This is a genomic window from Streptomyces olivaceoviridis (assembly GCF_014650115.1).
In the GTDB taxonomy this organism is placed as follows: domain Bacteria; phylum Actinomycetota; class Actinomycetes; order Streptomycetales; family Streptomycetaceae; genus Streptomyces; species Streptomyces olivaceoviridis.
Genome location: NZ_BMUI01000065.1, coordinates 1 through 15,890, shown reverse-complemented (window position 1 = coordinate 15,890; position 15,890 = coordinate 1). Strand labels below are relative to the sequence as shown.

Sequence of the window (15,890 nt, the reverse complement as noted above, 5' to 3'; positions counted from 1 at the left end):
CGATCCACACGGTCGGCACCGCCGGGTCGTGCCCTGCGGCGGCCAGCGCGCCTGGCCAGTCCTCACGCAGATCCACCGCGACGATGATCCGCTCGCAGCGTGCGACGGCCCGCTCCTGGCGCAGCACCGAAGCCTTGAACTCCAGTGGGGTGGCGGTGTCGACCTCGAAGAGCCGGGTGCCCTCGGGCCAGTCCATCCGGAAGGCCCGGCTGTCCATGCCGGCGCCGAGCAGCACGACCTGCCGGACCCCGGACGCGGAGGCCTGCTGCAACAGGTCGTCGAGGAACTTCGTCCGGATGACGATGGAGAACGACACGGCCAGCCGGCGGCGGCGCGCGGCCTCGTCATCGGGCAGCGGCGGCGAGGAGGGCCATAGGCCGCCGGCGGTTGCGAAGGCCTGTGCCAGCGGGTCGCGGAACAGCGCGTTCTCCCGCTCGGTCTCCAGCGCCCGCACCCTGGCCACCCCCACCGCCGTGGCCCACACTCCCGACGGCTGCACCCGCTCCTGCTCATCAGTCACCGCGCCAGCCTAGATGACCGATTCCAAGGGGAGCTGATGAGCGGAACCAGGTTCATGCGCGGCCGGCCGGTCATCCGCGCACACACGCCGCACTGGTCATGACGGGCACGAACAGGCGTCTTCCCCTTGACGGCATCCTGAGAGGTCATTTTATCCCGTTGTTTCATCCCGGAATCTGTGGTTGATGTGGCTTTGCGGGGTCGCGCCAGGAGATGGTGTTCTCGTCGGTGAGGCGGCGGGCCATGAGGTCGGTCATGGCGAGATGGATCACGGCTTCAGAGTGGGCCGGGAGGGATTCGTAGTCGCGGGCCAGGCGGCGGTGGAGCATCAGCCAGCCGTAGGTCCGCTCGACCGCCCAGCGTTTCGGGATCGGGGTGAATCCTCTGGTGCCGGGGGTGCGTTGGACGACTTCCATGTCGATGCCGAGGGTGGCTGCGTGTTCGACGAGGGCTTCAGCCGGACGAAGCACGCTGGTTGTCACCGATGCGGCACGCTACTTGTCACCAGCAGCCCGCGAGGCATCGCGGTTGTCACCGGCTGGTGCACGCCGCAGCGGCCTGAGCTGCTCCGCAGCCCGGCGGCATGCCCAGCGTGCTCCGTTCCCCCAGTCCTGGTGACAACGCGCCGCCTTGGTGACAACTATCGTGCTTCGGCTCAACCGTGAGCCCTTCCTCCCAGGCGACGTCGTGGTGGGACCAGACCATGCCGAGTGCTTCGAGCTGCGCGACGCGGGAGGCTTCCAGGGTCCCGGCGCCGTAGTAGCGCCGCTGGTCGGCGAGCCACCGCCCGAGCGGGAACCCCGTGCCAGCTGACTCGTCCTCGCCCATCACGTAGTCGTACGGTACCCGCAGTTGCCCGCCGCCGTTCTCCCGCCGCCACCGGGTGGCCGCCTCGATCCCGCGCCGACATCCCCGCGCAAGCCGCGCCCGACCGGCAGACCATCCGGCCTGCCCGCAGGCTGCGCCTCCGGCGCCGAACCGCACCTCCTCACCGACCCCGCACTACCGCGGCCTGGTCATCAACCGCATCGCTCGCCCCTTCTCCGGCATGTGGCCCGCGCCCTCGGCCGCCGTACCCACCTGACCCCGCGGCCTGAAGGCTCCGGGAGGCGTGGCCCAGTCCCGCCGAAAACTCCTGTGGCATCTCTTGTGTGGGTTCCCACGCGGCCCGGACGTTTCCGTACTCGTTCGTGTGAAGGCGACGCGATTTCCGCACGGAACAGCATCGCTCTTTGTAATCATTCGACTACTCGTTGGCGCCGTTGAAGGAGTGTGGGTCGTGATGAACCTTCGTAGGGCTGTGTATGTTGTGGCCGGAGTGCTGGCTTTTGCCGGCGCGGGCGCGGCCAGCGCGCAGGCGGTGGCCCCGTGGGGCCCCGCAGGGGTGCCGGCCCGGGTTGCGGGGCCGGGGGCGGTCACGCGTCCGAGCAGTGATCACATCATCCGGCCGCGTGCGACGATCTGCAGGAACCAGGCGTGGACGTCGGGCAACGGGCGCGCGGCCCTGCGTATGCAGGAAGACGGCAACTTCGTCCTCTACAAGGACGGGCGTCCTGTGTGGCAGGCTCCCAACACGTGGAGCCGCGGCAACTGCGCTGTCTTCCAGGAAGACGGCAACTTCGTGGTCTACGACAGCTCCGGGAACCCGGTCTGGGCGGCCGATACCTGGCACAAGGGTGCCTACCTCGCTGTCCAGGACGACGGCAATGTCGTCGTCTACGACAACGCTGGCCGGCCTGTCTGGGCAACCAACACCGGCGACTGACGCCTACGGCCTCACCCAGGAATGGACGCAGCGCCGTATCGGTGAATTCGCCGGACGTTCCGCCACGATCGTTAATCGGCGGAAGAAGGAGCGGGAGCGGGCCGCGTAAATCCGGAGTGCAGGGAAACACCCTCGGGCGTGAATTGGCCCGGGGGTGTTTCGTGTTTACGGCTGGATTCCCGAGATGCTGGCACTGAGGGGCGGCGGGCGCTCGCTGCCCGCCACCCCGGCGTCCGGTCGGGCTACCAGCGCATCCCGAGCTGGTCCAGCTCGGCGCGTCGCTCGGGGGTGAGCTTGTCGGCCCGGCGCCGGGTGTTGTCCAGGAACGTCCCGAGCTTGATGTCGACCTGCTGGCCGTCGACGTCCAGGCGCTCGACATGCTTCCGGCCGGGGCGCAAGTGCCCCTCGCGGGCGTGGAACTGCCGGGCCGCGCGCAGGTTCAGCGCCCACTTGCCATCGGCGGTGAGCTTGGCCGGGCGCTCCGCGGAGCCGGCGGACTCCAGCCCGAGGGTGCTGCCGAGGAGCCACTGCTGCGCGGGGGACAGCTTGTCCCACCCCTGCCGCTGCGCCGCCGTCCACGCCCCGAGATCCTCGCCCTGCACAACGAGTTCACCCGCCCGCTCGGGGAGGGTGCCCCCGGCGCGGACGTGGGTGCGGGCGAGGGTGAAACAGCGCTGCCATGCCACGGTCCACCCCAGCGGGCACCATCCCGGGTCGATGGCCTCCAAAGCCGCCAGACGGCTCTCTGGCAGCTCACCAGCGCCCACGGGCACGGGTTTTCACCGGCGGCGCGCCGCTCGGCGTCCTCCAGGGCCCTGCGGGCCTCCGCACGCCTGTTCTTCGCCCACACCCCGATCGGGTAGCCGCCATCCCCGACCGCGTTCACGGGGGGCAGGAAGTGCCCGTGTGCGGCGGCCCAAGACCGGGCGACCGTGAGCCCTTCCTCCCACGCGACATCGTGGTGGGACCACACCATGCCCAGCGCGTCGAGCTGCGCGACGCGGGAGGCTTCCAGGGTCCCGGCGCCGTAGTAGCGGCGTAGGTCGGCGAGCCACCGCCCGAGCGGAAACCCGGCGACCGCGCTGGCCGACCCACCCCTGCCCCCGCTCTCGCCTTCGTCCTTGCCCATCACGTAGTCGTACGGCACCCGCAGTTGCCCGCCGCCGTTCTCGGGCCGCCACCGGGTGGCCGCCGCGATCCCGCGCCGCCAGTACGCCTTCTCCGGGTCGATCACCCGCAGGCGCACGAACTGCGCCACCAACGCGGAATCGCGCGGCGTGCTGAACCGCAGCAGACCCGCCGCTGCCTGGCTCACCCACACCCCACCCCGGCCGCTGCCGTCCGCCGCGTCCTCGGCACGGCCGTCCTCGCCACCCTCACCCCGGCCCAGGCCCCGGCCCCGGTCCCCGTCCTGGTCGTGCTCGTCGGCCTGGTCCTGAGCCTCGTCGTCGGAGTCCAACATGGCCGCAGACAGCGGTACTTGGGTGGCCTTGTCGCCGGTCTGGCGTCCGCTGCGCTGCCGGGGATCGGCAAGAGCTTCGATCGTGTCGGCATCGTGCGCCCGCAGCGCCCCGAGCACCTTCGCGAGGGTCCCGTACGCATCCGAGGTGGGTGTTCTCGCGTTTTTGTCCGGTGTGGTTCTCATTTCGGTGTCCAGCCGGGTGGATGTGGTTGAGTGGGCTGACCGGCTTGTCTTGCAAGGTGTTCGGGGTGATGGGGAAGGGTGTTGGAGCTGGACAGCGAGGTGAGGGCAGTTGGTCAGTCATTGAGAATCAGCTGGTCAAAAATCTGTAGGATCCAATGGAGTAGGCTCCCTTCTTGATCATTCCCGGTGGGCTGGTGCCCGTTGCGGTGGGGGAGCGTGTTGGTGGGGGCTGCGGCGGATGCCGGGGTGCTGCGGCCGGTCGCGGTGCGTCAGCTGCTGGCGCTTGAATCCCGAGGAGGGTTGACGGCCGGGCATCGGCGGATGGCCGCTGACACGCTGGGGGTGTCCGAGCGGACGGTGCGCCGGTGGCTTGCCGCAGCGCGGGAGGGCGGCCGTCTGGAACGGGCTGAGCGCTGCCGGTTCACGCTCACGCCGCAGCTGGGCCGTCGGCTTGCGTTTCACCGGGGGAGCGTGGCCGGGTTGCACCGGGAGTTGGTGGCTGAGGCGGCCGCGGCCGGTGGGGCGGCGCCGTCTTTGGCGATGCTGTACCGGGCGGTGCAGCGTGATGTGTCCCCGGGGTTGCGGGCGGGGATGCGCGGTGGTGAGGCCGCCCGCCGGGGGTTCGTCCTCGCCGCCACCTTGGCCGGCGTCCTCGCCGCCCTCCTCACCTGAGCGGCCTTTGTGCTGCGCAGTTTGCGGCTGCTGGTCATCTTCGCGGCGCTCGCCTCACCGGCCGGGAAGGGTCAGCACGGTACGGGCCGCAGCGGCCTTGTCTTTCTCGTCGGTGAGGGTGAACAGACTCATCAGCACACCGGCTGCGGTGATGTGGCCCAACTCGTCCACGAGGGGGCCGTAGTACTGGGCGAGCGCGGTCCGCAGCGAGGCGTCACTGTCGGCGACGGCGTCCATACCCGTGCGTAGACCCGCCAGGACGAACGGAAGCAAGGATGTCGTGACCCACGGCTGGGTGAGGATCTGCCAGATGAGAACCCGGAGGTTGCGCCGCCGGTGTGGGGGGAGCGTGCCACGGTGAAGCCCCGCGTAGGCGTTGCTGAGCCAGCCCGCGGCCTCGTGCGGTAGGGAACCGATGTTCTGTGAAGCGGCATCGAGGGCGAAATCCGCCGGTTTCTCGTAGTCGGTCTCCACCCGAGCGTTGATCATTAGCGTGCCGGCCTTCGGCTCCTTCGCCCAGGACGGCACCAGGCCCCAGCGCAGCGCCCGCAGTTCCCTCAGCGGTGCCGCGGCACCGCCGTCGTCGCGCGGGGCACGTTCCAGGACGGCCCACACCTCGTGGGTCGGCGCGATGTTCCAGCTCGGTGCCAGCGCCTCCGTCGTGGGCCACTGGGCGGCATGGAACAGCTGCGCCAGGTCCTGCGCGCTTCGCGTGGAGACGTATCGAGCGCGCATGTAGGTGTGTGTTGAGAGTCGGCGCTGGTGGTGCCATTTGTGCTGCACCCTCTTCGGTCGTCTGGGCTGTGATGACGGTCGAGAACGGGCTGTGGGAACGGCCAGCGGGAGTGTGTCATCGCTGCGACGACGCGACATCGATGGCGCACGGGGGATTGGTTGCAGCGCCTGTCACCGTGTGGACGGGTTGTTGACGCCCTTGACTGACGAACGGCCGCTTTCAGTCAGGATGCTGGATGGGTCTTCGAAGAAAGTGCCAGGGACATCATGTTGCCTGTTCATTGGACGTATGAGGGCGACCGCCTCTGTGTTCCGTAAGGCATATTTCGAATCCGGAGAGTGTCCAGATCCGGTCACCTCTCGTGTGTTTTGTGTGTTTCATATCACGGAGTGTTCTGATCTGTTTGACTTCTCTGATCTCGGATGTCCGCTTGTGACCGGCTAGACCTGCACTTGATCTCGTGTTTACGTCATGTGCACGTTCTGTAAGAGATCAGTCACGGTGGGGGCAGGGTCTGTAGGGACCCTGTGGGGAGGGTGGGGCATGCCTGTGGGGAGACGATGGTGTGTTACGAGCGCCGTGCTAGGCGCCGCAGTAACACTGGGCCTCCTCCCGTCAGCGAACGCGTGGGGAGCCGCTGGCGGCTACACGTCGGTCAACGGGGCGTCGGGCGTCTCCGATGCGGGAGATACCGGGACGTCTTCCGCTGACACTGAAGCTGAGGCGGTAGCCCGCGCCAAGCAGTCGGGCCAGCCCGTGGAGATCACCTCCCTCCGGACGGAGAGCAGCGAGGTCTTCGCGAACCCGGACGGCAAGCTTGAGGCACGCGAACACCTGCGTCCCGTTAGAGCGCGGGTCGATGGTGTGTGGAAGGACATCGACACCAACCTGGCCCGGACGGGCGAGGGGATGGTGGCACCGAAAGTCACGACCATTGGTCTGCAGTTCTCCGGTGGCGGTGACGTCCCGATGGTGCGCATGATGAAGGCCGGGCGTGAACTGGCCTTGTCCTGGCCGGGGGACTTGCCTGCTCCGCAGCTCCAGGGCAACACCGCGACCTACCCGGACGTGCTGCCGGATGTGGACCTGCGGTTGGGGGCACAGCAGGACGGTTTCACTCAACTTCTGGTCGTGAAGTCGGCCGAGGCGGCCGCCAGTAAGGACTTGGTCGAGCTGCGTCTGAAGCTGGATACGGTCGGCATGGAAGTGAAGGGGACCAGCACTGGCGGTCTTCAGGCTGTGGACGGGGGTGCCGGCGGCGCGGTGTTTGAGGCGGCACAGCCGCTGATGTGGGACTCCAGCCCAGGCACTTCAATGACGCAGAAGGCAGCGAATGCGCAGCCCTTGGCAGCGCCGAAGGCCGCGGAAAGCGTCAACGACGAGGCGGAGCCCGGCGCTGCGGAATCGGGCAAGCTGGCCCCGGTCGAGGTGGAAGTCCCCGCCGGTCGAGAGGAATTGGTGCTGAGACCGGACACCGAGGTTCTGCAGGGCAAGGACACGGTGTACCCGGTGTTCATCGACCCGATGTGGGATACGCCCAAGGCCACATCGTGGACCATGGCCTCGAAGTACTGGGCGTCGTCCCCTCAGTGGAAATTCAACGGCGACTCGGACGCCGGCATGGGCTACTGCGGCTGGGAATACTGCAAGCCCTATGACACCAAGCGGCTCTTCTACCAGCTTCCCGTTTCCAAGTACGCGGGCAAGGACATCCTCTCGGCGGAGTTCGTCGTACGCAACACGTCGTCGGCATCGTGCATCGATCGAAGCGTGCAGCTGTGGCGGACGAAGGGCATCTCGTCCTCGACGACATGGAACACGCAAAACGAGTCCGGCTTCTGGATCGATCACCTGGGGACCAAGTCGTTCGCCTACGGCTTCGAGGGATGCGCGGCCAAGGACGCCGAATTCGATGTGCGCTCAGCTGTGCAGCAGGCTGCCGACAAAAAGTGGTCGACGATGACGTTCGGCCTCCGCGCCGGCGACGAGACTGACAGGTACGGCTGGAAGCGGTTCTCGGACGATGCCTACCTGCGGGTGAAGTACAACCGGCCGCCGCAGCAGGTCAAGATGTCGCAGCTGGAGATGGAGTACGGCGGCGCGTGCAAGAAGCCGGCGGATGCTCCGCGGGTGCGCACCCTGGGCAAGATCTACGCGAACGACGTCACCGATCCTGACGGCGACACCGTCGCCGTGCAGTTCCAGGCGAAGTGGGACACCGGAGACGGCAAGGGCCTGATCGCCCGCTGGACGCCGACGCGGACCACGGCGAAGAAGTCGGGTTCGGATTTCGCGGTCTCGCTGCCCACCTCGGTCCCGTCCGACAAGACGGTGCACTGGTACGTCCGCTCTTACGACGGCGCACAGTACTCGCCTTGGTCGTACACCGGAGGTGCGACCGGCTGCTACTTCGTCTACGACACCTCCGTGCCGAAGGCGCCGACCATCTCGTCCGGCGAATACCCGGCCTCGGACCCCGAGGATCCGGACGACCCCTGGTTGGACGGTCTGGGCAAGTACGGCTCGTTCGAACTCAAGGGCGCTAACAGCGATGTGGTGAAGTACTACTTCGGCATCAACGAGGATCCCTCAGCGAAGAACGTCCTCCCCACCTCAGATGGCGCAGCGAAGATCGCGAGGATCCTGCCGACCAAGCCGGGCGTGAACCGCTTGACGGCCAAGGCGTTCGATGCGGCCGGCAATCCCAGCGAGATCCGCACCTACCAATTCCGTGTCAAGGCCGGGCAGCCGGAACGCGCGATGTGGCAACTGGATGAAGCGGCCGACGCTTCGGCGGTTCAGGGAACGGCCCCCGAACGTACGATGCAATTGAACGGCGGGGCCACCCCGAACGTCGCCGGCGCCAAGGAGACGGCCGTGTCGTTCGACGGGGTGGACGACTACGCCGTCAGCGACATCCCCGTCGTCGACACCTCGGGGAGCTTCTCCGTCTCAGCCTGGGTCAAACTCGCGACCCTCCCCGACCACGCGGCCGTCGCGGTGACCCAGCCGGGCAACAACACAGCTGGCTTCGAGCTGTACTACTCCGCGGGCTACAACCGGTGGGTCTTCAGCCAGCACGCCACCGACACGCCCGGCGCCAGCAACATCACCGCCATGGCCACCACCGCAGGCGGTGTCACAGCTGACGAATGGACCCACCTGGTGGGCACCTACAGCGCCAGCAGCGACGAACTGAAGCTGTACGTCAACAACCAGCTCACCGGCACGGCCAGCTTCAGCACGCCCTGGGACGCACGGCGTGGCCTGCAGTTCGGCGCAACGATCCTCAACGGCGCCAGGACGAACTACTTCCCCGGGGCGATCGACGAGGTACAGATCTTCGACAAGTCCCTTACCGCCGCCGAGGTGACCCGCCTGTACGGCAAGTCGTCCCTCGCCGTAGGTCTTCCCGCGCGGGCCGCGTTCGCGATGGACGAGCCGGCCGACGCCACCGAGCTGACCGGCCGGGCACAGGTGCCGGATGCCGCCTTGATGAACGGGGCCAAGCCCGGGCAGCCCGGCATCGCAGGCAAGGCGCTGACGCTGGACGGCGTCGACGACTACGCCACCACGAGCCGGCCCATCCTGAACAATCAGAAGAGCTTCGCCATCTCCGCCTGGGCCAAGCTGCCGAAGACCAAGCCCGGCCAAGCGGCCATCATCGCCACGCAGGCAGGCGTCCACCGCCCGGGTCTGGAGCTGTACTACTCCAAGTCGTACGACCGGTGGGCGGTCAACGAATACTCGGCCGATTCCGCGGACGCCACCCCGATCCGCGCCATGCAGGCCGATGGACAGACCGCCTACGGCGACACCTGGACGCACCTGGTCGGGGTGCACGACACGGTCGCGAACAAGCTGACGCTGTACGTCAACGGCACGAAGGCCGGTGAAACGGACCTGCAGGCCAACTGGTACGCCGGTGGCGCGGTGCAAATCGGCGCGGGCTCCTACGACGGCCAGCCCGGCGCGTTCTTCCCCGGCCAGATCGACGACGTCCGGATCTTCGACCGGCCCATCTCCGGGCAGGAGGTCCAGCAGTTGTTCCGGCAGCGGCCGCTGGTCGAAGGACGCTGGATGTTCCAGACGGCGTCCGGTTCGCCCCTCGTGACTCCTGACGCGTCGGCGTCGGCCAACGACATGACCCTCTCCGGCGGTGCCCGGCTCGACGCGGGCTGGGTCGACGGCGGCGTGGTTCTCGACGGCGTCGACGACTATGGGTCGACCGCCACGGTGCCGGTGGACACCAGCAGCAGTTTCACCGTCACCGCGTGGGCGCAGGCGGCTGCACTCCCGGACAAGGGCGTGACCCTGCTCAGCGTCCCCGGCACGACAAAGAGCGCCTTCACGGTCCGCTACGAACCCAGCAGCACACCGGAGTCCGACCCGGGCCGCTGGCGGATCGCGATGGCCTCTGCCGACAGCAGCAGCGCCACCGTCACCCAGGTCGACAACAGCCAGTTCTACAGCCCCACCGAATGGACGCACCTGGCCCTCGTCCACGACGGCTTCTCCAAGCACCTGACGCTGTACGTCAACGGCCAGCAGGAAGAAGTCGCCTGCAAGGACGACGACGGCGACGGCGACGCTGACGACTCCACCTGCACGGACAGGCTCTCGTGGGCTGATGACGTACTGGCCTTCAAGGCAGCACAGCCCATGCAACTCGGCCGCGCCCGGACCGGAACAAGCACCTGGGGCGAGTACTGGCCGGGCGCCGTCTCCGACGTCTGGGTCTTCCAGGGTGCCCTGTCGGACGAGCAGATCAGATCGCTCGCCACAGGACAACCCGGGATGGCAACCGACGTCCCCCAGGACTGACTGAACCATCGGGTGGGCCCTCATCCTGCAGGGCCCACCCGGACTGCATCCCCAAGGCCCGGCATGCCACTTCACTTCCGCACGACCGTGCGCTCGGCACACCCGCGGAACCCCGCAGCGAAGGACAGAAGACACGATGAACGGCAGATCGAGCAGACGCTTCGCGACATTCCGGCGACGCCTCGCACTGGCCTCGGCCACCGTCATGGTGGGCACACTCCTGCAAGGAGTGACGCAGCCGGCCCTCGCCGCGGACAACGGAACGGGGCGTCCCGTTCTGCCCCGTTCCGACCGACCAGTTGCCACCACGCCGGTCAAGGTCAAGCCACGCACCCTGATGAAGGGCCCGCGAACCCCGAAGGCAGCTCCCGATGCCGCCTGGCCCCGCGCGGCGACCAAGGTTCTGCACCTACCCGCTACTGATGCGAAGGGCCCAACGGCTGTCGGCCGTGTCAAAGGGCTGCCGCTGACCATCGACACTCTGGGGGAGGCTAGGAAGAGGCCGTTCCGCGGAGACGTCGAAGCACGCCTGCTCAGCCGTAGGACGGCGCAAAAGGCTGGCGTCGACGGCGTGCTGCTCACCCTGAAGCCCGGAGCCGAGTCCAAGACAGCGCGGGCAGGCCGTGTCCAGGCCCACCTCGATTACTCGGCTTTCGCCGGTGCCTACGGCGGCGGTTACGCCTCCCGCCTGACCATGGTCGAGCTGCCCGCCTGCGTGCTCACCACACCGGACAAGGCGGCCTGCCGCACTGGCAAGCCCGTCACCACGGTCAACGACGCGGAGAAGCAGACGCTGACCGCGCGGAACGTGAGCCTCAGCCCAGGTTCCGCCACAGTGCTCGCGGCCGTCGCCGGCACGACAAGCGCCCAGAGCGACTACAAGGCGACCTCCCTCTCCCCCTCCGCGACCTGGAACACGAGCCTCAACACCGGCGACTTCACCTGGTCCTACGACATGCCGGCCCCCGAAGTCCCCGGAGGACTGGCCCCCAAGGTGGGCCTGTCCTACTCCTCCGGATCGGTGGACGGGCGCACGGCCAACACCAACAACCAGGCATCCTGGGTGGGAGACGGCTTCGACCTGTGGTCCGGTTACATCGAGCGCCGGTACAAGTCGTGTGCCGACGACGGTGTCAAGAACGCGGACGGCAGCAAACCGGGTGACCTGTGCTGGGGCTATGACAACGCCTTCATCACCTTCAACGGCAAGGGCGGCGAACTTGTCCCGGCCGGCAATGACTCCTGGAAACTCAAGGACGACGACGGCACGAAGATCGACCGCCTGACGTCGAGCGACCGCGGCAACAACGACGACGATGGCGAGTACTGGCGGGTCACCACCCCGGACGGCACGAAGTACTACTTCGGCTACAACCGCCTGCCGGGCTGGGCGGACGGCAAGGAAACCACCGACTCCACCTGGACCGTCCCCGTCTTCGGCGACGACGCCGGCGAGCCCTGTCACGCCTCGGCTTTCGCCGACTCCTACTGCCAGCAAGCCTGGCGGTGGAACCTCGACTACGTGGTCGACGTGCATGGCAACGCCATCGCCTACTACTACGACAAGGAGACCAACTCCTACGGCCGCAACCTGGAGGCCAAGGACGACACCCCCTACGTACGCGGCGGAACCCTCGACCGCATTGAATACGGGCTGAAGTCCACGTCCGTGTACGGCACCAAGGCGCTGGCCCAGGTCGATTTCACCAGCCGCGAGCGCTGCCTGTCGGACACCCACACCACGTGCTCGGACATCTCCACCGACGCCTTCTACTGGTACGACACGCCGTGGGACCTGAACTGCGACTCCGGCAAGGACTGCGACCAGGGCCGCTTCGCGCCGGTGTTCTTCACCCGTAAGCGCCTCACCGACGTCACCACGCAGGTCTGGAACGGCACCACGTACCACGACGTCGACGCCTGGAAGCTGGACCACCGGTGGGGGATGGCCGACACCGACTACCAGTTGCTGCTCGACTCCGTTGAGCACACCGGGCGCAGCGAGGACCCGGCGCTCACCCTGCCGAAGACCACCTTCGCCTACACCCAGCTGGCCAACCGGCTGGACAAGACCGGTGACGGCTACCCGCCCTTCGTCAAGGACCGCCTGTCCACCGTCGCCGACGAGTTCGGCGGCCAGATCGACGTCAACTATTCCGCGCCCGCCTGCGACTGGGACGCACTGCCCACCCCCGAGACCAACACCACCCGCTGCTTCCCGCAGTACATCGGCGGGAGCACGACGGACGACCCCGAGCGGAAGTGGTTCAACAAGTACGTCGTCACCTCGGTCACCGCAACCGACCGCACCGGCGGCGCCCCCGACCAGGTCACCCGCTACGACTACCTCGACGGCGCGGCCTGGCACTACGACGATGACGACGGCCTGACCAAGGAGAAGTCCAAGACCTGGTCCCAGTGGCGCGGTTACGGACACGTCCGGGTACGCAACGGCGGCCAGGGCGACGCGTCCGCGATGAAGAGCCAGCAGGACACCTACTTCCTGCGCGGCATGGACGGCGACCGCAAGACCACCAGCGGCGACACCAAGACCGTCACCGTGAGCCTCAATGCCGGTGAGGGCGACCCGATCACCGACGAGCCATCGGCGGCCGGCTTCACCTACAAGACCGTCACCTACTCCGGCCCCGACGGCCAGGTCCTCGCCAAGACCGTCAACCGGCCCTGGCACCACGAGACGGCGAAGAAGGTACGCGACTGGGGCACCGTCACCGCCAACTTCACCGGCACCGCCGACTCCAAGAGCTGGACCTCCCTGGACAACGGCGCCGGCACCTCCTGGCGCACCACGTCCACGGCGACGACCTACGACACCGTCGCCGGACGCGTCACCCAGGTCGACGACTTCGGCGACAGCGGCACCAAGACGGACGACACCTGCACCCGCACCACCTACGCCACCAACTCCACCGCCAACATCCTCAACCTCCCCTCCCGTGTCGAGGCGGTCTCCGTACCCTGCTCCGACACCGTCAGCCGGCCCGACGACGTGATCTCCGACGTGCGCACGGCCTACGACGGCGGCACCTACGACGCGGCTCCCACCAAGGGCGACGTAACCAACACCGCGGTGCTCAAGCAGTACGACGGCACCACGGCCGTCTACCTGGAGTCCGGCACCACCTACGACGACTACGGACGCCAGCGCACCACCACCGATCTGACCGCGGACGTCAAGGTCACCGCCGCCGGCGCCCTCACGCGCACCACGCGTTCCGACGGCCGGACCACCACCACCACCACACCGGAACCCACCACCGGCTTCGCGACCAAGGTCACCATCACCACGCCACCGGCCAAGACCGGTGACGCGACCACCGCCCAGTCCACGAGCGTCACATACAACGTCCTGCGCAACCTGCCGAAGACGCAGACCGACACCAACGGCAAGGTGACCAACTTCGCCTATGACGCGCTGGGCCGCTCCACCAAGGTCTGGCTCGCCGACCGACTCACCGGTCAGACACCGTCGTACGAGTTCACCTACACCACCGGCGACAGCAAGCCGGTCGTAATCGCCACCAAGACACTCGGCAACAAGGGCGTACAGCTGACCTCCTATGCCTTCTACGACGGCTTCCTCCGCCCCCGCCAGAGCCAGGACCCCGGCCCGAACGGCGGCAGCCTGCTGGCCGACACCTTCTACGACGAACGCGGCCTTGCCGCCAAGGAGTTCGCGAGCTACTACTCGGTCAACCCGCCGACGACCGTCCTGGCCAAACCGCAGGACGCCCTCGACGTCGAAACCCAGAACCGCTACACCTACGACGGACTCGGCCGGCAGACCGAAGCCAGGCAGATCGCCGGCAACGGCGACGGCGGGCGAGTCCTGTCCACCACCCAGACCGTCTACGGCGGCGACCGCACCACCGTCATCCCGCCCGAGGGCGGCACCGCCACCACCACCCTCGTCGACGCACGCGGCCGCACCACGGCATTGCGCCAGCTCCACGCACGCAACGCCGACGCCGCCTACGACACCACCACCTACGACTACACCCCACGCGGCGAACTGAAGAACGTCACCGACCCCGCGGGCAACAACTGGACCTACACCTACGACCTGCTCGGCCGACAGATCAAGGCGACCGACCCCGACAAGGGCACCACCCTCAGCACCTACGACGACCGAGGCCAGCTGACCACCACCGACGACGCCCGACCCGACAGCACCACCGACAACCGCCCCGACACACCGCTGCTCTGGTACGGCTACGACAACCTCGGCCGCAAAACCGAGGTGCGGGAGAAGTCCGCCACCGGCACCCTGCGCGCTCAGTGGGTGTACGACACCATCAGCGGCGCCAAGGGCCAGCTCGCCAAGGCAACCCGCTACGACGGCACCAACGCCTACACCAGCGAAATCCTCGCCTACAACCGTCTCTACCAGCCGCTGCGCACCCAGGTCACCATCCCGGCCGCAGAGAAGGAACTGGCCGGCACCTACATCTCCGCCACGACATACGACGTGTCCGGACTCACCGCCAGCATCGGCTACCCCAAGGCCGGCGCCCTCTCAGCGGCAACCGCCACCTACACCTACGACGACGCCACCCTGCGCCCGATCGCCGTCACCGGCAGCCAGGGAATCAAGGCGAGCACCGCCTATGACCTGACCGGCAAGCCCCTGACGTACGAACTGTCCAACGACGACGGCAAGAAAACCTCGGTCAACAACACCTACGAGTGGGGCACCCAGCGCCTGGCCGCCTCCCGCGTGGACCGCGAGAACATCGCAGGCGTCGACCAGAGCAACACCTACCGCTACGACGAGGCGGGCAACGTCCTGTCCGTGTCGGACGTCTCCCGCGACGGCACCGACACCCAGTGCTTCACCTACGACTACCTACGCCGCCTGACCGAAGCCTGGGCGCAGAACACCACCACCTGCGCAACCACCCCCAGCGGCAGCGCCCTGGGCGGCCCCGCCCCCTACTGGCAGTCCTACACCTACGACCTGGTCGGCAACCGCCGTACCGAGACCCTGCACGATGCCACGGGCGACACCACCAAGGACGTCAAGCGAACCTACGCCTACCCCGACCCCGGAAAGGCGTTCCCGCACGCGCTGTCCTCGGTGACGACCACCAGCCCCACCAGCACCGTCCAGGACAGCTACGCATACGACGAGACCGGCAACACCACCACCCGCAGCCTGAACGGAGACGACCAGAACCTCACCTGGGACCCCGAAGGGCACCTTGCCAAGGTGACCTCGGCAGGCAAGACCACCGAGTACCTGTACGACGCGGACGGCAACCGGCTCATCGCCCGCACGCCCACCGAGACCACCCTCTACCTCGGCGCCACCGAGATCACCCTGCCCAAGGGCAGCACCACCCCGAAGACCACCCGCTACTTCGACCTCGGCGGCGGCAACCAGGCCGTCGAACAGGACGACACCACCGTCTCCTTCACCCTCGCCGACCACCACGGCACCGCCCAACTCGCCGTCGCAGCAGCCACGCAGAAACTCACCCAGCGCCGTACCCTGCCCTTCGGCGGCATCCGGGGCACCAAGCCGGCCGACTGGCCGGGAGCCAAGGGCTTCGTCGGAGGCACCGACGACACCAAAGTCACCGGCCTCACCCACCTTGGCGCCCGCGAATACGACCCGACCACCGGTCGGTTCATCAGCGTCGACCCCCTTAGAGGTCATCTCATTTGGTGAGTCTGCGGTAGCAGATGAGGGTGCAGGCGATGCTGGT

The 15,890-nt window shown here is 67.8% G+C and carries 7 protein-coding genes and 3 pseudogenes; 4 read left to right on the top strand and 6 right to left on the bottom strand.

The features are described 5' to 3' along the window. From IE273_RS42420 to IE273_RS44555, 3 genes and pseudogenes are all read right to left on the bottom strand, one after another. Positions 1–484: SAM-dependent methyltransferase (locus tag IE273_RS42420; protein ID WP_229888128.1), on the bottom strand; the 484-nt coding region annotated here is incomplete at its 3' end. A 199-nt stretch (positions 485–683) separates the two neighbouring features. After that, positions 684–971 (bottom strand): annotated as a pseudogene (locus IE273_RS42415) (transposase); the annotation flags it as partial. 79 nt (positions 972–1,050) lie between these two features. After that, entirely contained in the window at positions 1,051–1,503 is a 453-nt protein-coding gene (locus IE273_RS44555; RefSeq protein ID WP_229888126.1) for a helicase associated domain-containing protein, read from the bottom strand. A gap of 298 nt (positions 1,504–1,801) precedes the next feature. Here IE273_RS44555 and IE273_RS42405 point away from each other — a divergent pair, with 298 nt between their 5' ends. Beyond that, on the top strand, positions 1,802–2,284 hold the full coding sequence (locus IE273_RS42405; protein ID WP_189820445.1) for a hypothetical protein: 483 nt from the start codon (positions 1,802–1,804) through the stop codon (positions 2,282–2,284). Between the two features lie 242 nt (positions 2,285–2,526). Here IE273_RS42405 and IE273_RS44550 read toward each other — a convergent pair whose 3' ends face one another. Together IE273_RS44550 and IE273_RS44545 are read right to left on the bottom strand one after the other, a co-directional pair. Next, positions 2,527–2,970 (bottom strand): helicase associated domain-containing protein, encoded by a 444-nt coding sequence (locus tag IE273_RS44550; protein ID WP_229888125.1) that lies wholly within the window; start codon positions 2,968–2,970, stop codon positions 2,527–2,529. A 176-nt stretch (positions 2,971–3,146) separates the two neighbouring features. Beyond that, positions 3,147–3,746, bottom strand: a pseudogene (locus IE273_RS44545) (helicase associated domain-containing protein); the annotation flags it as partial. 405 nt (positions 3,747–4,151) lie between these two features. On the opposite strand from IE273_RS44545, the gene IE273_RS42395 reads away from it, so the two are divergent. Next, positions 4,152–4,601 carry a helix-turn-helix domain-containing protein gene (locus IE273_RS42395; protein ID WP_189820443.1) on the top strand — a complete coding sequence of 150 codons (450 nt, stop codon included), beginning with the start codon at positions 4,152–4,154 and terminating at the stop codon, positions 4,599–4,601. 54 nt (positions 4,602–4,655) lie between these two features. Here the strand turns inward: IE273_RS42395 and IE273_RS42390 are convergent, their stop codons facing one another. After that, the gene (locus IE273_RS42390) at positions 4,656–5,336 is read right to left on the bottom strand and encodes an SOS response-associated peptidase family protein (protein ID WP_189820442.1); all 681 of its coding nucleotides are present in this window, start codon (positions 5,334–5,336) and stop codon (positions 4,656–4,658) included. 544 nt (positions 5,337–5,880) lie between these two features. Between IE273_RS42390 and IE273_RS42385 the strand changes: the two genes are divergently transcribed. Both IE273_RS42385 and IE273_RS44875 read left to right on the top strand, forming a co-directional pair. Next, positions 5,881–10,161: a LamG-like jellyroll fold domain-containing protein gene (locus IE273_RS42385; RefSeq protein ID WP_189820441.1), complete on the top strand. Its 4,281-nt coding sequence runs from the start codon at positions 5,881–5,883 to the stop codon at positions 10,159–10,161. Positions 10,162–10,297: 136 nt separating this feature from the next. After that, positions 10,298–15,832: pseudogene (locus IE273_RS44875) on the top strand (sugar-binding protein); the annotation flags it as partial. Positions 15,833–15,890 lie beyond the last annotated feature (58 nt).

Excerpts from the sequence above, each read along its gene's own strand:
- IE273_RS42385 (WP_189820441.1), top strand. The coding sequence starts at position 5,881 with ATGCCTGTGGGGAGACGATGGTGTGTTACGAGCGCCGTGCTAGGCGCC.
- IE273_RS42405 (WP_189820445.1), top strand. The coding sequence starts at position 1,802 with ATGAACCTTCGTAGGGCTGTGTATGTTGTGGCCGGAGTGCTGGCTTTT.
- IE273_RS42390 (WP_189820442.1), bottom strand. The coding sequence starts at position 5,336 with ATGCGCGCTCGATACGTCTCCACGCGAAGCGCGCAGGACCTGGCGCAG.